This window comes from Roseococcus suduntuyensis (assembly GCF_014196305.1).
In the GTDB taxonomy this organism is placed as follows: Bacteria; Pseudomonadota; Alphaproteobacteria; order Acetobacterales; family Acetobacteraceae; genus Roseococcus; species Roseococcus suduntuyensis.
Genome location: NZ_JACIDJ010000006.1, coordinates 68163 through 84997, shown reverse-complemented (window position 1 = coordinate 84997; position 16835 = coordinate 68163). Strand labels below are relative to the sequence as shown.

Genomic DNA, 16835 nt, shown 5'->3' with positions numbered 1-16835 from the left:
CGGTGCTGCGTTTCACCCTACGCCGGCTGCTGCTGGCGCTGGTGGTCGGCGTCGCCGTTTCCGCCATCGCCTTCATGCTGCTGCGCATCTCCGGCGACCTGGCCATCTCCCTCGCCGGAGAGGATGCAAGCCCCGCGGATGTCGAACGCATCCGCGAGCAATACGGCCTGAACCGCCCGATCATCGTCCAATACGCGGAATGGCTGTGGCGGGCGGTGCGGGGTGATCTCGGGCGTTCGCTCTTCTATCCGGAGAGCGTCGCCAATCTCATCATGTCGCGCCTGCCGGTGACGTTGTCGCTGGCGGGCGCGGGCCTCGTCATCGCGCTGCTGATCTCGCTGCCGCTCGGCATCATCGCGGCCCTCAAGCGCAACACCTGGGTGGATCGCGGCGCGCTGGGCGTCGCGGTCATCGGGCAGGCCATGCCGAATTTCTGGTTCGGCCTGCTGATGATCTTCTTCTTCGGCCTCACACTCGGCTGGCTGCCCATCTCGGGCTCGGACACCTGGCTGCACTTCGTCATGCCGGCCATCACGCTGGGCTGGTTCTCCGCCCCGGTGCTGATGCGCCTCACGCGCGGCGGCATGGTGGAGGTGATGACGTCCGACTACATCCGCACCGCCCGCGCCAAGGGGCTGCCGGCGCGCGTCGTGGTGCTGAAGCACGCGCTGCGCAACGCCATCATCCCGGTGGTGGCGCTGTGCTCCGTGCAGTTCGGCAACATGCTCTCGGGTTCGGTTATCATCGAGACGGTCTTCGCGCTGCAGGGCATCGGCTATCTCGCCTGGGAGGCGATCTCCCGCCGCGACTTCCCGGTGGTCCAGGGCATCCTGCTGCTGGTGGCGCTGTTCTACGTGGCGCTCACCCTGCTGGCCGACATCCTGAACGCCTGGCTCGATCCGCGTATCCGCAGGGGCTGACATGAGCGACATCACCGCAACGCCGCCCCCCATGAAGCTGCGCAAGAAGCGCGGCCGCATCCTGGGCAATTCCGGGCTGATCCTGGCCGGGACCGTGCTCGGCCTCATCACCTTGATGGCGATCTTCGCGCCCTTCATCGCGCCCTATGATCCCTATTTGCAGACGCTGGATGACCGGCTGATCCCGCCCGCCTTCATCGACGCCGAGATGGCCGACCCGCGCTACCTGCTGGGCACGGACAACCTCGGCCGCGACTACCTCTCCCGCCTGATCTATGGCGCGCGCATCTCGCTGCTGATCGGCCTGCTGACCATGCTGGTCTCGGGCGTCATCGGCACGGTGCTGGGCGTGGCGGCCGGCTATTTTGGCGGGCGCGTGGACACGGTGGTGTCCTTCCTCATCACCACGCGCCTTTCGTTGCCGGTGGTGATGGTGGCACTGGCCGTCGTGGCCGTGGCGGGCGGCTCATTGCAGGTGGTGGTGCTGGTGCTGGGCCTGCTGCTGTGGGACCGCTTCGCCGTGGTCATGCGAAGTGCGACCATGCAGTTGCGGAACCTCGAATACGTGGCAGCCGCGCAGGCGGTGGGCTGTTCCACGCCGCGCATCCTGGTGGGCGAAATCCTGCCCAACCTCATCCCCGCGCTGGTGGTCGTGGCCAGCTACGAGATGGCGCAGGCCATCCTTCTGGAGGCGGCACTCTCCTTCCTCGGCCTCGGCGTGCAGCCGCCCTTGCCCTCCTGGGGGCTGATGGTGGCGGAGGCGAAGGAGGTCATGCTCTTCGACCCCTGGGTGATCCTCCTGCCGGGCCTCGCCATCTGCGTGCTGGTGCTGGCCATCAACATGCTGGGCGACGGCATCCGTGACGTCACGGCACCGGAGGGCCGCTCATGACCACCCCCGTCCTCGATGTGAAGCAGCTTGCGGTGCAGATCCCCGTGACGGACGGCATCCTGCACGCGGTGCGCGATGTGACGCTGACGGTGGCGCGTGGCGAGACGCTGTGCGTGGTGGGGGAGAGCGGCTGCGGCAAGTCGCTCACCTCGCTCGCTGTCATGGGGTTGCTGCCCGGTTCGGCGCGGCGCACCGCCGCGCATATGCGCTTCGCGGGCGAGGATCTGCTGACGGTCACGCCGCGCCGCCTGCGCGAACTGCGCGGCAACCGCATGGCGATGATCTTCCAGGAGCCGATGACCAGCCTGAACCCGGCCTGGACCATCGGCGACCAGCTGACCGAGCCCTTCCTGCGCCACGGCAAGGGCAACCGGCGCGAGGCCACCGACCGCGCGGTCTTCCTGCTGGAGCGCGTGGGCATCGCCGCCGCCGGCCGCCGCCTCGGGCAATACCCGCATGAACTCTCGGGCGGCCTGCGCCAGCGCGTGATGATCGCGATGGCGCTGATGTGCGGCCCCGACCTGATCCTGGCCGATGAGCCCACGACGGCGCTCGACGTCACCATCCAGGCGGAAATCCTGCACCTGCTGGCGGAACTCCAGCGGGAATTCGGCATGGGCCTGCTGCTCGTGACGCACGACCTCGGCATCGTGGCCCGCGTGGCGCACCGCGTGGCGGTCATGTATGCGGGCGAGGTGGTGGAAAGCGGCCCTACCGTTACCGTCTTCGACGAGCCGCGCCACCCCTACACCCGCGGCCTGATCGACTGCATCCCCATCCCCGCGCGCAGCAGGCCTGGCGTGCCGCTCGGCACCATCCCGGGCCTGGTGCCCAGCCTGGTGGGTGGCATCGAGGGCTGCGCCTTCCGTGACCGCTGCGCCTTCGCGACCGAACCCTGCGCCCGCCCCGTGCCCGTCGTCACTGGCGCGGAGGGCCATGCCTGGCGCTGCATCCTGCCCTCCGCCGTGCCCTCCCTGCTGGAGAACCCGGCATGAGCGACCAACAGCCCATCCTCGAACTTCGGAACGTGGTGAAGCGCTATTCCGTGGGCCGCGGCATGTTCGCCGCCAAGCGGCCGCTGATGGCGGTGGGGGGCGTTTCGCTTTCCGTGCCGCGCGGCCAGGTGCTGGGCCTGGTGGGTGAGAGCGGCTGCGGCAAGAGCACGCTCGCCAAGATGGTGCTGGGGCTCGAAACCCCCACCGAGGGCGAGGTGCTGATTGATGGCCGCCCCATCGCGCAGCTTGGGCGCCTGGAACGCGCGCGGCTGGTGCAGCCGGTCTTCCAGGACCCCTATTCCTCGCTGAACCCGCGCAAGACCATTGCCTCCATCGTGGGCCTGCCGCTGGCGGTGCATGGCGAGGGAACTGGCCCCGAACGCGCGACGCGCGTCGAGGAGATGCTGGCCATGGTGGGCCTCGCCCCCCGCCACGCCGCGGCCTATCCCTCGCAGCTCTCGGGCGGGCAGCGGCAGCGTGTCGCCATCGCCCGCGCGCTGATCCTGAAGCCGCAGCTTCTCATCTGCGACGAGCCGACCTCGGCACTCGACGTCTCGGTGCAGGCGCAAATCCTGAACCTGCTGATGGATCTGCAATCGCGGCTGGGGCTGACCTCGCTCTTCATCAGCCACAACCTGGCCGTCGTGCAGATGCTCGCGACCCGCGTGGCGGTCATGTATCTGGGCCGCGTGGTGGAGGAGGGCCCGACCGCCGAGGTCATGGTCCGGGCCCAGCACCCCTACAGCCGTGGGCTGCTCGCCTCGGTGCTGACGCCCGACCCGCGCCTGGGCTTGCCCGACACGAGGCTCGGCAGCGTCTTCCCGGACCCGCTCTCACCGCCCCCCGGCTGCGCCTTCCACCCGCGCTGCCCGCTGGTCTTCGACCGCTGCAAGACGGAGGCCCCGCAACTGCGCCACCACCAGGGGGCCTCGCGCGCCGCCTGCCACGCGGCCGAGCGTGACGCCGCCATGGCGCCCGCCTGATAAAGATCAGAAGCATCACGGCCGAGATCCGGCAGCTCGCCAAGCTCGGCACGGCCGCGCGCGGCTATGCCGCGCTCGACGCACCTTCTTTCGTGCTCTGCCGCGTGGAGGGCGAGGACGGGCTGGTCGGCCAGGGCGTCACGGGCCGCTTCCTGGCACCGCAGGTGGCGGAGCTTCTCAACACCGGCATCGCCGAGGCGCTGGCCGGGCAGGATGCGCGGCGCATCGAGGCCATGGGGCCCATGCTCTCCGCGCGCTTCAACCCGCGCGGCCTGGGCACGGTGCTGACGGCCGCCATCTCCGCCCTCGACATGGCGCTGTGGGATTTGCGGGCGCGCGCACTGGGTGAGCCACTGTGGCGGCTGCTGGGCGGCGCGCGGACGGAGGTGCCCTGCTACGCCACGGTGGGCCTGCCGGGCTACAGCACGGAACAGCTCGTGCAGGTCTGCCGCGATGCCACCACGGGCGGCTATGTCGGCGTGAAGATGCTGGTCGCCGCCGGCGGGCGTTCCGTGGCCGAGGACGCGGCGCGGGTGCGAGCCGTGCGCGCGGCCATCGGGCCCGATGCGCGCCTCATCCTGGACGCCAATTGCGGGATGCATCTGGGCGATGCGAAGCGCCTCGCCCTCATGGTCGAGGAATGCGACATCGCCTGGTTCGAGGAACCGCTGCGCGACAACGACATCGAGGGGCTGGTGGAACTGCGCCGCAGCGTCCGCGTGCCGCTGGGCGCGGGGCAGATGATGCACTCGCTGGCCTGGTTTCGGGAGGCACTCTCGCGCGGGGCGCTCGACTGGGTGCAGCCCAACGCGGCCTTCTGCGGCGGCATCACCGGGCTGCTTCGGGTGCTCGCGCTGGCCGAGGCGCATGGCGTGCCCGTGGCCCATGCGGGCGGCTGGGACATCGCCAATGCGGCGGCGCTGGCGGCGCATGGCGCGGGCGGCTGGCTGGAGATGCACGGCGCCCAGGCCTCGCTGCGCGCCATGCTGGCGGAGGATCTGGTCGCCGAGGGCGGCGTCATGCGCCTGCCCGAGCGCCCGGGCATCGGCTTCGCCTTCCGCTGAGACGGCGCGGAATCTCGGTGATTTCCCCGAAGCCGACCGGAGGCTACCTCCAGCGCTTCAGCCACTCCAGGTCGTGGCAGAGCACGAGGTCGCCCATGCCGCCCCGCTTCGTGGTGGTGACGTAGAGGAACCACATCAGCAGCGCATTGTCCTTCAGCGGCGCGGGATTGCCGTCATCGCCGAAACCCACGATGTGGGGGAAGGCGGCGGCCCAGTTCTCCAGCACGCGGCGCGGATTGGCGCCGGCCATGGCCATGATGGTCCAGAGGTTGAACTCGATGTGCACCAGGGTCCGGTAGCGCGCCAGCAGGTCTCCGGCACCGGCCAGCACCTCGTCCTCGCCGCCCTCCACATCCACCTTCAGCACGTCCAGCCGCTCGCAGCCATGGTCCGCCAGCAGCCGGTCCAGCCGCTGCACCGGAACGCGCCGGACCGTGCGCCCGGCGCCGGCGGCGGCAGCCTCATGCGCGACCAGGTGGCCGGTCGCGGAGTTGCGGGCATCGGCCATGAACTCCGCCTCGCCGCCACGCGCGCCCAGCGCCATCTCCTCCACCCGGGCGCGGGGCAGGCCGTTCGCCGCAAGGTTGTGGCGGAGATGACCGGCATTGGCGGCGTTGGGCTCGATGGCCAGCAGCACCGCATGGCCGGGTGCGGCCTGCGCCATGGCCAGCGAAGCGAGGCCGATATTGGCGCCCACATCCATCAGCACCGCCCCCTGCCCGCCCCCGGCCAGATGGGCCCGAGTGACGCGCAGCAGCGAGGTGACGGAGCTTTCCACCACACCATGCCGCAGGGCACACCAATAGGCGTCTTCCTCCTGACCACGGATACGCAGGCGGCGCCCGTCCAGCGTCACCTCCGCCTCGCCATGCGGCGGCAATGGCTGGGGCGCGGCCTCGACCGGCACAGGCGCCTCGCGTCCGTCGCGCGCGGCGGCATAGGCGGCGCTCTCGAGGAAGGCCTCGCGCAGCGCCGTACCGGTCGGGCAGAGCTGGAGGGTGGCCTCCACCTCCTCCGGCGCCGGCAGTGTCCCATGCAGCAGAAGGCCGGTGGCGCGAATGGCCTCGGCATCGAGCGGCGCATCAGGCCAGGTGCCGATCAGCGGGCGGTTCGTGGCCGCGACCTCCGCCGCCTCGCCCGAGCGCGCCAGGTGGCGCAGCACGGCCTGGGGGTCGTGCAGGGAGGCCCAATTGGCGATGACCTTGTCGCTTTCCGGGTCACGGCCGAGCACCAGCCGGTAAGCCCAGCGCACGGCGGCCACCATGTCGGTCTGCGCCACGGGGGTCTGGCTGGCGGCGTTCATGCAACCCGTATCCCTGGCGCGGCGGGCCTGGTCAAGCGCGCGTCACAGCGCCCCCAGCGCCTCGTCGAAGAGCGACAGGGTGCGGTCCACATCGGCATCAGTATGCGCGGTGGAGAGATAGTACTTGCTGTCGCCCTTCATGATGCCGCCCGCGCGCAGATGGCGGTTCACCGCGGCCTGCACGGCGCCATCGGCGCGCAGCGTGTCGCGGTGGTTGCGGATTTCGCCCGCGGCGTAGACCACGTCGAAAAGCACGGGCTCGCCCACCACCTGGCCCGTCACGCCGTGGCGGCGCAGTGCCTCGGTGAGGCCCGCCATCATGCGGCGCCCGCGCGCGAAGACATCGTCATAGGCACCGGGGCGGCGCAGCACGGCCAGGGTGGCAAGCCCCGCCACCGCGGCCACCGGGTTGCCGGAGAGGGTGCCCACCTGCATCAGGAACCCTTCCTCGCCCACCTTCGCGCGGTCGAAATGCGCCATGATGTCGGCGCGGCCGCAGAGGGCCGCCAGCGGGAAGCCCCCGCCGATGATCTTGCCCAGCGTGCAGAGATCGGGCGTCACGCCGTAGTGGCCCTGCGCGCCGCTGTAGCCGAAGCGGAAGCCGCAGACGACCTCGTCGAAAATCAGCGGGATGCCGAGGCGGGCGGTCACGTCGCGGATGGCCTGCAGGAAACCTGGCACAGGCGGGATCAGGCGCTGGAAGGGCTCCAGGATCACGCCCGCCAACTCGTCGTGATGCGCCTCGATCAGCGCCACGGCGGCGTCCGCGTCGTTGAAGGGGGCGACCAGCACCTCATCCTGGACACGGGCCGGGATGCCGGCGCTGTCGGGGATGGGGTGGGGGAAGTTGCCGGGGCGCCGGGGTGCCAGCGACATCAGCGCGTGGTCGCTCATGCCGTGGTAGCCGCCCTCGAACTTCAGGATCTTCTCGCGGCGGCGGAAGGCGCGGACCACGCGCATGGCGTACATGTCGGCCTCGGTGCCGGAGGCCAGGAAGCGCAGCTGCTCGGCGCAGGGCATCGCGTCCACGATCGCGGCGGCGAGTTCGATGCCGGCCGGGTTGTTCGCGAAGAAGGTGGTGCCGAGGGGGATCTGCGCCAGCACCGCCGCCGTCACCTCGGGGTGGGCATGGCCGATGAACATGGGGCCCGAGCCCAGCAGGTAGTCGATGTATTCGCGGCCCTCGCTGTCCCAGACATGCCCGCCCTCGCCCCGCACCAGAGCGATGTCGGAGGCCATGTTGCCGAAATGCCCGCCGGGCAGGACGCGGTGGGCCAGCTGGACCAGTTCGTTCATGGCGCGGCGTCCTGCGGCATCACGGCCTCGCCCAGCGTCTGCATCAGGCGGTTGGCATTGGCGAACATCGCGACCGACATGGCGATGTCCAGGATCTGCGCATCCTCCAGTCCCTGTTCGCGCAGGCGGGCGATGTCGGCCTCGGTGGCGGCGGAGGGCGTGGCGGCCAGCTTCACCGCGAAGTCCACGATGGCTCGGGGGCGGGGCTCCATGGGCGTGTCCACGCCCTGCTCCATCAGCCGCGCCATGAGGTCGGGGTCGCCCTTCATCTGCACGTAGCGCAGCGCATGGACCGAGGCGCAGTAGGGGCAGCCGTTCAGGCGCGATTCGGCGGTCGCGGCCAGCTCGCGCTCGGCGCGCGAGGCGCCGCGCGGGCCATACATGATGGTGTTGAACAGCTTGGAGCGCTGGCGCAGCACCTCGGCCTCCTGCACCAGCAGCAGGTAGTAGGGGTTTTCCTTGGCCTTGGGGTGGCTTTCCTCCAGCACCTTGATCTCGTTCGGCGTGGCGCGGTCGAGATCGAGGACGGGCACCCAGGACGCCCAGTCCAGGCTTTGCATGGGGAAGCCGAAATCATGGGTGGACGGCATCAGGCGCGCTCCAGCAGGCGGAAGGTGGCCAGCATCCGGGCCATGAAGTTCATATGCGCCACAAGCTGCGACAGCATCACCACGTCACGCGGCGCAAGGCCCGCTTCGGCCAGCGCCTGGACCGCGGCGGGCGTGGCCTGGTCGGGACGCTTCGTCAGCATCTCGGCATGGGCCAGGAGGGCGGGCAGGCGGGGCGAGGCCGCGGCACGGGCGGCGTGGTGCGCGGCCAGGGCGGGTTCGTCATTCCACTCGGCCACGGCCTGGGCGACGGCGTGGCGCTCTTCCGTGGTCAGGCCGCTTTCACCTTCGAAGATCGCGGCCTCGCTGCCCGCCACGGCGGCACGCACATCGGGGCGCAGCGCGCGCAGCCCATCGAGGCGGCTGCCGGGCTGGATGCCGGCGAGTTCGTCCAGCAGGTCACGCATCACTTCGGTTCCATTCCTCGCGGCACATAGAAGGGTGTGCTCTCCAGCTCGGGTTCGTCAAATGCCTGAAGCGCCTCGCGGATCGCGGGCCATTCCGCGCGCATCAGCGCGCGCAGGATAGATTGGGCCACGCGATCACCCGCCACCATGACGCCCGGGATGTCGCTGGAGATGGCGCCCAGCGAGGCGATGGCGCCATGGTTCATGAGGTGGATGCGGCCCAGTTCGGACGGCGCGCCGGCGCCGCGCGGCAGCAGTTCGAAGCCCGTGCCCAGGAAGGGGAAGGCCGCGAGGTCGGGCCGCGTGGCGGCATCCGGGATCACGTCGCCGAAGCGTCGGGCATGCGGCGCGAAGCGGGCCAGTTCCGGCACATGGTCCAGGTCCACGCGATAGCCGGTGGCGACCACCAGGTAGTCATGCGCCACCTCGCGCGGGGTCTCGCCGCCCAACGACAGCACCACCTGCGCGCCCTCGCGCCGCGCGCCCAGGGTTGGCGCGCCGAAGACGATGGAAAAGCCCTTCAGGCGCAGCGCGCGGTGCACCGTCTCATGCGGCGGGGGCGAGCGCACGTCGAGCATGTAGCCCATCAGCTCCCAGCGCTGCTCGGGCGTCAGCGCGTCCCAGCCGTGGAAGTAGTGCGGACCGGTGCTGCCGCGGCCCTTGTTGATCTGCGGCAGCGACTTGGCGCGCACATAGAGCGTGGCCGAGGCCGCGCCGCGTTCCAGCGCCGTCGCCGCATTGTCCCAGGCCGAGGCGCCGGCGCCGATCACGGCCAGGGACTTGCCCATAAGGGGCGCGAAATCCAGCGGCTCGCAGGCCTGGATGGCGAGGTCCGGCACCAGCTCCTGCGGCACGAAGGCGGGCCAGACCAGCCCCCCCGCCCCAGCGCGGCCGGTGGCCAGCACCACATGCCGCGCCAGCAGCGTCCGCGGCCCCTGCGGCGTCTCCGCCGTTACGCGCAGCAGGCCTTCCTCGGGGGCGACATCCGTCACGCGCACGCCGTGGCGGACCGGCAATTCCAGCACGCGCTGCAGCCAGGAGAGGTAGTCCTGCCACATGGCGTTGGGGATCTTGTACAGAGCCTCCCAGGCCTCCGGCCCGAAACGGTCCTCATGCCAGGCGCGGAAGGTGAGCGAGGGGATGCCGAGGCACGGCCCCGGCAGCGTCTTGGGCGAGCGCAGCGTATCCATGCGCGCCGTCGTCATCCAGGGGCCCTCGCGCCCCGGCTCCCGCGCCTCCAGCACCGCGATGTTGGAAATGCCGCGATGGATCAGGGCGCCCGCGGCCGCGATGCCGTTCATGCCCGCACCCACCACCACCACATCCAGCACGGCCTCGCCCTGGCGGGCGCGCGGCGGCACCCAGTTGCGGGGCGGCAGGTTCAGGAATTCGAGGTCCCGGCGGACCCGCGCCTCCAGCGCCCCACTGGCCAAGCGGGTGGTCTGGTTCATGCGGCGTCCTCGGGCAAGGGGCGGCATTGCTGCATTCCGGCACTCTGTCACCGCCCCCCTGCCCTGTCCATGCAACGGGATGCGGTCAGGCGCGTGGCCCATCGCCCGGGGATAGGTCGGAGGCCCTCACCGCTCAGGCGTAGGAAACCCAGCCACGCCAGGTGAACGCCGCATAGAAGAGGGCGATGTCCGAGAAGCCGGCGTCGCGCAGAATGGCCTCGTCCTGCTCGGGGCTCAGCATCGGCAGATGCGCGTCGATCGATTTGCTCGCGTTTTCGACCTGCTTGGGATCGGCACCTGATGCGAGGGCAAAAGCGGCATATCGGGACAGCCAGAGGCCCCGCGCGTCTCCGTCCTGCGGAAAGCTGGAATGCGCCACCACGAGGGGCGCACCGGGCGTGAGACGCCGGCGAAGCTCGCGGAGCGTTCGCGTGCGTTCTCCGGTTTCCAGGAAGTGCAGTGTCAAAAGACATGTGGCCGCGTCAAACGGGCCCTCGGGCGCATCGTCGATATAGCCTTCGCAGAGGGCGACACGTGGCGCATCCGGACCGAGCACACGCCGGGCCTCGTCCAGCATGGCGCCCGCCGGATCCACGCCCACGAATGTCCAGCGGGGGTGCGCCTGCGCCATGGCCCGCAGTTCGAGACCACCGCCCGCGCCGAGCACCAGGATGCGCGCATTCTCGGGGGCCCGCTCCGCGACCAGGATCGCCATCATGCGGTGGAGGTCGGCGATGCCAGGGACGAAACGCGACACTCCTTCGCCATATAGCCTTGCGTGCTCAGGCGCGTTGAAGGGCGCCAGCAGCGCCTGCATCGTGATGTCGTCATGCGCCATGAACCGTCTCCAGATCGCAGGGGTGCCGATGCGTCGCCAGGCGGGCACGGAGGTCGGCGCGGAGCTGGGCCAGCGTGACCGATGCGAACCGCTCCAGCAGCATCGCCTCGGCGTCCTCGAAAGCGCGCCCCAAGGCGGCGTTGACCGCCTGTTCCACCAGGCAGCTGGGCGCTTCCGTCCGATTCCCGATGGCCAGGAGCGCAGGCTCCCCCAAGGCTTCATGGACATCGCGCAAGGTCAGTCGCGAGAGATCGCAAGCGAGGGTCCAGCCACCGCCGTGCCCCTTCTCCGACCGGACATAGCCGCGCTCACGCAGGCCCGACATGATCCGGCGAATCACCACCGGATTGGTCTGCATGGCCTTCGCCAGCACCTCCGATGTCGTTGGGCCTTCCTGTTCGGCCATGTGCAGCAGGACGTGCAGCATGCCGGAAAGTCGACTATCGCGCCTCATGTAATATGAGATATTACATGATCAGGCAAAAAGCAATGCGCCGCCTAAAGGGGGCGCTGAAGGGAACGTTGATGATTGTCAGGGATGGCTGCAACACCGCGACCGGCACGTGCGAACGATGCTTTGAAGCGGTGTGAAATGGCGCGCCCGGGAAGATTCGAACTCCCAACCCTCAGATCCGTAGTCTGATGCTCTATCCATTGAGCTACGGGCGCTGGCCGTGACGGGGGAGTTACCGTCCCTCGTACGGAAGCGCAAGCCCCGGGCCCTGCGCTTTCTGCGCATCAGGCCCGGGTTTCGCGCCGCCTCAGTTGGCGAGCTTCTCCAGCTCCCGCACCACGCTCTCGCCCATCACGCTGGTGCTGACCCGGGCCATGCCGGGCTGCATGATGTCGGCCGTGCGAAGGCCGCCGCCCAGCACCTTCTCCACCGCCGTCTCGATCAGCTTCGCATCCTCCTCCATGCCGAAGGAGATCCGCAGCAGCATGGCGAAGGAAAGGATCTGGGCCGAAGGATTCGCGACCCCCTTCCCCGCGATGTCCGGCGCCGAGCCATGGATGGGCTCGTACAGCGCATGCCGCTTGCCCGAGGGCTGCACCGCCCCCAGCGTCGCCGAGGGCAGCATGCCGAGCGAACCCGTCAGCGCCGCCGCGAGGTCGGACAGCACATCGCCGAACAGGTTCGAGCCCAGGATCACGTCGAACTGCTTGGGCCGCGAACACAGCTGCATGGCCGCGTTGTCGGCGTACATGTGCTCCAGCTCCACATCGGCATATTCGGCCTTGTGGACCTCGCTCACCACGGCGCGCCAGAGGCGGCCGGACTGCATGACGTTGGCCTTCTCGGTGCTGGTCACCTTGTTGCGGCGCTGGCGGGCCAGGTCGAAGGCCACACGCGCCACGCGGGCGATCTCGTCCTCGGAATAGACCTCGGTGTCGATGCCCACGCGCTTGCCGGCGGCGTCCTTGTGGATGCCGCGCGGCTCACCGAAATAGATGCCGCCCGTGCTCTCGCGCACGATCATGATATCGAGGCCGCGCACCACATCGGGCTTGAGGCTGGATGCGTCCACCAAGGGGTCCAGCACCACGGCGGGGCGGAGGTTGGCGAACAGGCCCAGTTCCTTGCGCAGGCGCAGGATGCCGAGTTCCGGCCGCTGCTCGAAGGGCAGGCTGTCCCATTTCGGGCCGCCCACGCTGCCGAACAGCACGGCATCGGCCTGGCGCGCGGCTTCGAGGGTGGCATCCGGGCAGGGCTGGCCGGTGGCGTCGATGGCGGCACCACCCACCAGGCCTTCATCAATGCTAAAGCGGGCGGCGCGGCGGTGCTCCATCCAGTCGATGACGCGGCGCACCTCGCGCATCACCTCGGGGCCGATACCGTCACCGGGCAGAACGAGCAGCTTCTTGTTCGCGGACATATTTTTCTCCACCGCCCGGCATCAGCCGCCACACCCACCCTGACGCCGGGCGGTGAGGGACGCGACAGGCGAACTCCGTGTTCAGGCGTAGAGCCAGGGCTGGGCGGCGCGCTGGCGGGCCTCGAAATCATCGATGGCGGGCTTGTGCTGCATGGTCTGGCCGATGTCGTCCAAACCGTTCAGCAGGCAATGCTTGCGGAAGGGGTCCACCTCGAAGGGGATCTCCTCGCCGCTCGGGCGCACCACCACCTGGCGCTCCAGGTCCACCGTGATGCGCGCATTGCCGCCGAGCTTGGCGTCCTCCATCAGCGCCGCGCAGATCTCGCGCGGCAGCTTCACCGGCAGGATGCCGTTCTTGAAGCTGTTGTTGTGGAAGATGTCCGCGAAGTCCGGCGCGATGACGCAGCGGATGCCGAAATCCAGCAGCGCCCAGGGCGCGTGCTCACGCGAGGAACCGCAGCCGAAATTCTCGAAGGCGATCAGCACCTCGGCGTTCCGGTAGGGCGCCTGGTTCAGCACGAAGTCGGGGTTTTCCTGCCCCTGCTCATCGTAACGGAAATTGGCGAAGAGGCTCTTGCCCAGACCGGTGCGCGCGATGGTCTTGAGGAAGCGCGCGGGGATGATCTGGTCCGTGTCCACATTGGCCTTGGGCAGCGGTGCCGCCACCCCGGTCAGCGTCGTGAAGGGCTTCATGGATCAGTGGCTCCCCTGCGGCTGGTAGTCGCGCACATCGGCCAGGTGGCCGGCCAGGGCGGCGGCGGTGGCCATGGCGGGCGAGACGAGGTGCGTGCGCCCGCCCGGCCCCTGCCGCCCCTCGAAGTTGCGGTTGGAGGTGCTGGCGCAGCGCTGTCCCGGCGTCAGCTTGTCGGGGTTCATGCCGAGGCACATCGAGCACCCGGCCTCACGCCACTCGAAGCCCGCCTCGGTCAGGATGCGGTCCAGCCCCTCCGCCTCGGCCTGCTGCTTGATGAGGCCGGAGCCCGGCACCACCATGGCCCGCACGCCGTCCGCCACCTTGCGGCCCTTGGCGATGGCGGCGGCGACGCGGATGTCCTCGATGCGGCTGTTGGTGCAGCTGCCGATGAAGACCACGTCCACCTTCAGCTCCGTCAGCTTCTGGCCGGGCGTGAGGCCCATGTATTGCAGCATGCGTTCCAGCTGCGCGCGGCGCGTCTCGTTGGGCGCCTCGGCGGGGTCGGGGACGGTGGCGGTGATGGGCGCCACATCCTCGGGGCTCGTGCCCCAGGAGACCATGGGCGCGATCTCGGCCGCGTCCAGGAACACCTCCTTGTCGAACACCGCGTCCGGGTCGGACGGCAGGGTGGACCACCAGGCGACGGCGCGGTCGAAGGCCTCGCCCTTGGGGGCGTAGGGGCGGCCCTTCACATAGTCGAAGGTGGTCTGGTCAGGTGCGACCATGCCGGCGCGGGCGCCCGCCTCGATGGACATGTTGCAGACGGTCATGCGCCCGGCCATGTCGAGCGCGCGGATGGCCTCGCCCGCGAATTCGATGACATGGCCCGTGCCGCCGGCGGTGCCGATCTTGCCGATGATGGCCAGCACGATGTCCTTGGCGGTGCAGCCCACGGGCAGCTTGCCATCCACCGTCACGCGCATGTTCTTGGCCGGCTTCTGCAGCAGCGTCTGGGTGGCCAGCACATGCTCCACCTCGCTGGTGCCGATGCCGAAGGCCAGCGCGCCCATCGCGCCATGCGTCGAGGTGTGGCTGTCGCCGCAGACGATGGTCATGCCCGGCAGCGAAAGCCCCTGCTCCGGGCCGATGACATGCACGATGCCCTGCCGCGCATCGAGCAGCGGGATATAGGGCACGCCGAACTCGACGACGTTCTTCTCCAGCGTGTCCACCTGCAGCCGGCTCTCGGGGTCGGTGATGCCGGTGCGGCGGCTGCTGTCGGTCGCGATGTTGTGGTCCACCACGGCGATGGTGGCATCCGGGCGGCGCACCGGCCGGCCGGCCACGCGCAACCCCTCGAAGGCCTGGGGGCTGGTCACTTCATGGACGAGGTGGCGGTCGATGTAGAGAAGTGCCGTGCCATCGGGCAGCGTCTCGACGACGTGGTGCGCCCAGATCTTGTCGAAGAGTGTGCGGGGCCTGTTCTCGGCCATGGTGCTTCCCCCGGAAGTGATGGTCACAGTCAAAAAAGGCCGCGCCTTGCGGCGCGGCCCTGGAAGGCTCAGCCCTCGGCGGCGGGCGTGGCCGGCGTGTCCTTGGTGCCGCGCAGCCCCAGCTTCTCGGCGATGCGGGCCGACTTGCCCGTGCGGCCGCGCAGGTAATAGAGCTTCGCGCGCCGCACCTTGCCGCGCCGCACCACCGTGATCTCGGCGATGGCGGGCGAATGCAGCGGGAAGACGCGCTCCACGCCCTCGCCGTAGGAGAGCTTGCGCACGGTGAAGTTGCTGTGCAGGCCGCGGTTCGAGCGCGCGATCACCACGCCCTCATAGGCCTGGGTGCGGACGCGCTCGCCCTCCACCACCTTCACCATCACGCGCACCGTGTCACCGGCGTCGAACTCGGGCACGGGGCGGGCGGCGACGAGCTTGGCCTTCTGCTCGGCGTCGAACTGCTGCAACAGGTTCATCGGTCAGTCCTTTCTCAATTCATCTAGGCCGCGGCGGCGCCGGCGGCAATCCGTTTCCAGAGATCGGGCCGGCGCTCGCGCGTCGCGGCCTCGGCTTGTTCGCGCCGCCAGCGGGCCACTTCGGCGTGGTGGCCGGAGAGCAGCACGGGCGGCACGGCGCGGCCCTGCCATTCGGCGGGCCGGGTGTAGTGCGGGTATTCCAGCAGGCCGGCGGAGTGGCTTTCCTCCAGCGCGCTCTCGGCGCCGCCCATCACCCCGGGCAGCAGCCGCACGCAGGCATCGAGCAGGGTCAGCGCCGCCATCTCGCCCCCGCTCAGCACATAGTCGCCGAGCGAGATTTCGCGCATGGCGCGCGCCTCGATCACACGCTGGTCCACGCCCTCATAGCGGCCACAGAGCAGCACCACGCCAGGCCCCGAGGCGATCTCCCGCACCAGCGCCTGGTCGAGCAGGCGCCCGCGCGGGGTCAGGTAGACCAGCGGGCGCGTGTCCCCTTCGGGCATGGCGGCCGCGATGGCCGCGTCCACCACGTCGGGCCGCATCACCATTCCCGCGCCGCCGCCGAAGGGCGTGTCATCCACCGTGCGGTGGCGATCGTGCGCCTGGGCGCGGATGTCCTGGGCGTCGAGCCGCCAGATCCCCTCGCGCAGGGCACGCCCCGCGAGGGAGAGGCCAAGCGGGCCCGGGAACATCTCGGGGAAGAGGGTGAGCGCGGTCGCGTGGAAGCTCATGCCGCATCCTCCTCCCGTCCCACCACGCTTTCGGCGGGCGGGACGATGACGAGGCGCCGCGCCGCCACATCCACCACCGGCACCGCGGCGCGGGTGAAGGGGATGAGGCGCTCGGGCGGGCCGGACAGCACCAGGAATGCCCCGCCGCCATGGTCCTCGACCGCGCGCACCTCGCCCAGGCTTTCGCCCGCTTCGGTGAAGGCGGCCATGCCCTGGAGGTCGGCCAGGTAGAACTCCTCCTCCTCGGGCGGGGGCAGGGCCTCGCGCGGGACGTAGAGCTTGGTGCCGGTCAGGCGGGCGGCGGCGTCGCGGTCGGTGATGCCGTCGATGCGGGCGAGGTCGGGGGCGACCAGCGTCAGCACGAGGGGGCGGCCGGCCTGATCCACCAGCGGGCCATAGGCGGTGAGGCCCTCGGGCGCGGCGGCGAAGCTGCGGACGCGCACCAGGCCCCGCACGCCGTGCGGCCGCCCGATCTCGCCCAGCAGGATCATTCCCGCGCCCATGGTACCGCCCTATGCGCCCCGGTGCCTCAGCCGCGCGCCGCGGCGGCGGCGCGTTCCTGCGCCTTCTTCTTCGGCGCGGACTGGACGGGCTGCTCCTTGTAGACGGGCATGGGGATGATGCCGGCCTTGCCCAGGAACTTCGCCACGCGCTCGGTCGGCAGGGCGCCCTTGCCCACCCACTCGGCGATCTTCTCGTTCTGCAGGCGCACGCGGTCGGCATGCTCGGCCGGCAGCATGGGGTTGTAGCTGCCCAGCTTCTCGATGAAGCGGCCGTCGCGCGGGCTGCGGCTGTCGGCCACCACGATGTGGTAGTAGGGGCGCTTCTTGGCGCCGGCGCGGGCGAGGCGGATCTTCAGGCCCATGAACTCAC

At 70.1% G+C, this 16835-nt stretch carries 19 protein-coding genes and 1 tRNA gene; 5 read left to right on the top strand and 15 right to left on the bottom strand.

The features are described from left to right. Positions 1-2: 2 nt before the first annotated feature. From GGQ83_RS15790 to GGQ83_RS15770, 5 genes are all read left to right on the top strand, one after another. Entirely contained in the window at positions 3-920 is a 918-nt protein-coding gene (locus GGQ83_RS15790; protein ID WP_184385740.1) for an ABC transporter permease, read from the top strand. A 1-nt stretch (position 921) separates the two neighbouring features. After that, on the top strand, positions 922-1812 hold the full coding sequence (locus GGQ83_RS15785; protein WP_184385738.1) for an ABC transporter permease: 891 nt from the start codon (positions 922-924) through the stop codon (positions 1810-1812). Further along, positions 1809-2807, top strand: a complete 999-nt coding sequence (locus tag GGQ83_RS15780) for an ABC transporter ATP-binding protein (protein WP_184385736.1) — start codon at positions 1809-1811, stop codon at positions 2805-2807. The genes GGQ83_RS15785 and GGQ83_RS15780 overlap by 4 nt, the downstream gene beginning before the upstream one ends. Next, positions 2804-3790, top strand: a complete 987-nt coding sequence (locus GGQ83_RS15775; RefSeq protein WP_184385734.1) for an ABC transporter ATP-binding protein — start codon at positions 2804-2806, stop codon at positions 3788-3790. The genes GGQ83_RS15780 and GGQ83_RS15775 overlap by 4 nt, the downstream gene beginning before the upstream one ends. 92 nt (positions 3791-3882) lie before the next feature. Beyond that, positions 3883-4854, top strand: coding sequence for a mandelate racemase/muconate lactonizing enzyme family protein (locus tag GGQ83_RS15770; protein ID WP_184385732.1), 972 nt, complete (start codon positions 3883-3885; stop codon positions 4852-4854). 43 nt (positions 4855-4897) lie between these two features. On the opposite strand, the gene GGQ83_RS15765 is transcribed toward GGQ83_RS15770, so the two are convergent. From GGQ83_RS15765 to rpsP, 15 genes are all read right to left on the bottom strand, one after another. Beyond that, positions 4898-6157 carry an FkbM family methyltransferase gene (locus GGQ83_RS15765; protein WP_184385731.1) on the bottom strand — a complete coding sequence of 420 codons (1260 nt, stop codon included), beginning with the start codon at positions 6155-6157 and terminating at the stop codon, positions 4898-4900. Positions 6158-6199: 42 nt separating this feature from the next. Beyond that, a complete protein-coding gene (locus GGQ83_RS15760; RefSeq protein WP_184385729.1) occupies positions 6200-7453 on the bottom strand; it encodes an aspartate aminotransferase family protein in 1254 nt (417 codons plus the stop codon). Next, entirely contained in the window at positions 7450-8043 is a 594-nt protein-coding gene (locus GGQ83_RS15755; RefSeq protein ID WP_184385727.1) for a peroxidase-related enzyme, read from the bottom strand. Before GGQ83_RS15755 ends, GGQ83_RS15760 begins: the two co-directional genes overlap by 4 nt. After that, positions 8043-8468: a carboxymuconolactone decarboxylase family protein gene (locus tag GGQ83_RS15750; RefSeq protein WP_184385725.1), complete on the bottom strand. Its 426-nt coding sequence runs from the start codon at positions 8466-8468 to the stop codon at positions 8043-8045. The genes GGQ83_RS15755 and GGQ83_RS15750 overlap by 1 nt, the downstream gene beginning before the upstream one ends. Next, a complete protein-coding gene (locus GGQ83_RS15745; RefSeq protein ID WP_184385723.1) occupies positions 8468-9919 on the bottom strand; it encodes an NAD(P)-binding domain-containing protein in 1452 nt (483 codons plus the stop codon). Before GGQ83_RS15745 ends, GGQ83_RS15750 begins: the two co-directional genes overlap by 1 nt. Before the next feature lie 133 nt (positions 9920-10052). Next, on the bottom strand, positions 10053-10757 hold the full coding sequence (locus GGQ83_RS15740; protein WP_207018283.1) for a class I SAM-dependent methyltransferase: 705 nt from the start codon (positions 10755-10757) through the stop codon (positions 10053-10055). Next, positions 10747-11211 carry an Rrf2 family transcriptional regulator gene (locus GGQ83_RS15735; protein WP_184385721.1) on the bottom strand — a complete coding sequence of 155 codons (465 nt, stop codon included), beginning with the start codon at positions 11209-11211 and terminating at the stop codon, positions 10747-10749. The genes GGQ83_RS15740 and GGQ83_RS15735 overlap by 11 nt, the downstream gene beginning before the upstream one ends. Positions 11212-11350: 139 nt before the next feature. Then, positions 11351-11426, bottom strand: a tRNA-Arg gene (locus tag GGQ83_RS15730). A 92-nt stretch (positions 11427-11518) separates the two neighbouring features. Beyond that, entirely contained in the window at positions 11519-12631 is a 1113-nt protein-coding gene (gene leuB / locus GGQ83_RS15725; RefSeq protein WP_184385718.1) for a 3-isopropylmalate dehydrogenase, read from the bottom strand. A gap of 81 nt (positions 12632-12712) precedes the next feature. After that, entirely contained in the window at positions 12713-13324 is a 612-nt protein-coding gene (gene leuD, locus GGQ83_RS15720) for a 3-isopropylmalate dehydratase small subunit (RefSeq protein ID WP_184385716.1), read from the bottom strand. A gap of 3 nt (positions 13325-13327) precedes the next feature. Then, positions 13328-14758, bottom strand: coding sequence for a 3-isopropylmalate dehydratase large subunit (leuC, locus tag GGQ83_RS15715; RefSeq protein WP_184385715.1), 1431 nt, complete (start codon positions 14756-14758; stop codon positions 13328-13330). A gap of 68 nt (positions 14759-14826) precedes the next feature. After that, positions 14827-15231, bottom strand: a complete 405-nt coding sequence (gene rplS, locus GGQ83_RS15710; RefSeq protein WP_184385713.1) for a 50S ribosomal protein L19 — start codon at positions 15229-15231, stop codon at positions 14827-14829. Between the two features lie 23 nt (positions 15232-15254). Beyond that, positions 15255-15962 (bottom strand): tRNA (guanosine(37)-N1)-methyltransferase TrmD, encoded by a 708-nt coding sequence (gene trmD, locus GGQ83_RS15705; protein WP_184385711.1) that lies wholly within the window; start codon positions 15960-15962, stop codon positions 15255-15257. Further along, complete coding sequence (rimM, locus tag GGQ83_RS15700) at positions 15959-16465, bottom strand: ribosome maturation factor RimM (protein ID WP_184385709.1); 507 nt, start codon at positions 16463-16465, stop codon at positions 15959-15961. The genes trmD and rimM overlap by 4 nt, the downstream gene beginning before the upstream one ends. A gap of 26 nt (positions 16466-16491) precedes the next feature. Further along, positions 16492-16827, bottom strand: a complete 336-nt coding sequence (gene rpsP, locus GGQ83_RS15695) for a 30S ribosomal protein S16 (RefSeq protein ID WP_184385707.1) — start codon at positions 16825-16827, stop codon at positions 16492-16494. Positions 16828-16835: the final 8 nt, after the last annotated feature.

What these genes read in the sequence shown, in the direction of transcription:
- GGQ83_RS15785 (WP_184385738.1), top strand. Translation starts at nt 922, where the DNA reads ATGAGCGACATCACCGCAACGCCGCCCCCCATGAAGCTGCGCAAGAAG.
- GGQ83_RS15780 (WP_184385736.1), top strand. Translation starts at nt 1,809, where the DNA reads ATGACCACCCCCGTCCTCGATGTGAAGCAGCTTGCGGTGCAGATCCCC.
- GGQ83_RS15775 (WP_184385734.1), top strand. Translation starts at nt 2,804, where the DNA reads ATGAGCGACCAACAGCCCATCCTCGAACTTCGGAACGTGGTGAAGCGC.
- GGQ83_RS15765 (WP_184385731.1), bottom strand. Translation starts at nt 6,157, where the DNA reads ATGAACGCCGCCAGCCAGACCCCCGTGGCGCAGACCGACATGGTGGCC.
- GGQ83_RS15760 (WP_184385729.1), bottom strand. Translation starts at nt 7,453, where the DNA reads ATGAACGAACTGGTCCAGCTGGCCCACCGCGTCCTGCCCGGCGGGCAT.
- GGQ83_RS15755 (WP_184385727.1), bottom strand. Translation starts at nt 8,043, where the DNA reads ATGCCGTCCACCCATGATTTCGGCTTCCCCATGCAAAGCCTGGACTGG.
- GGQ83_RS15750 (WP_184385725.1), bottom strand. Translation starts at nt 8,468, where the DNA reads ATGCGTGACCTGCTGGACGAACTCGCCGGCATCCAGCCCGGCAGCCGC.
- GGQ83_RS15745 (WP_184385723.1), bottom strand. Translation starts at nt 9,919, where the DNA reads ATGAACCAGACCACCCGCTTGGCCAGTGGGGCGCTGGAGGCGCGGGTC.
- GGQ83_RS15740 (WP_207018283.1), bottom strand. Translation starts at nt 10,757, where the DNA reads ATGGCGCATGACGACATCACGATGCAGGCGCTGCTGGCGCCCTTCAAC.
- GGQ83_RS15735 (WP_184385721.1), bottom strand. Translation starts at nt 11,211, where the DNA reads ATGAGGCGCGATAGTCGACTTTCCGGCATGCTGCACGTCCTGCTGCAC.
- leuB (WP_184385718.1), bottom strand. Translation starts at nt 12,631, where the DNA reads ATGTCCGCGAACAAGAAGCTGCTCGTTCTGCCCGGTGACGGTATCGGC.
- leuD (WP_184385716.1), bottom strand. Translation starts at nt 13,324, where the DNA reads ATGAAGCCCTTCACGACGCTGACCGGGGTGGCGGCACCGCTGCCCAAG.
- leuC (WP_184385715.1), bottom strand. Translation starts at nt 14,758, where the DNA reads ATGGCCGAGAACAGGCCCCGCACACTCTTCGACAAGATCTGGGCGCAC.
- rplS (WP_184385713.1), bottom strand. Translation starts at nt 15,231, where the DNA reads ATGAACCTGTTGCAGCAGTTCGACGCCGAGCAGAAGGCCAAGCTCGTC.
- trmD (WP_184385711.1), bottom strand. Translation starts at nt 15,962, where the DNA reads ATGAGCTTCCACGCGACCGCGCTCACCCTCTTCCCCGAGATGTTCCCG.
- rimM (WP_184385709.1), bottom strand. Translation starts at nt 16,465, where the DNA reads ATGGGCGCGGGAATGATCCTGCTGGGCGAGATCGGGCGGCCGCACGGC.
- rpsP (WP_184385707.1), bottom strand. Translation starts at nt 16,827, where the DNA reads ATGGGCCTGAAGATCCGCCTCGCCCGCGCCGGCGCCAAGAAGCGCCCC.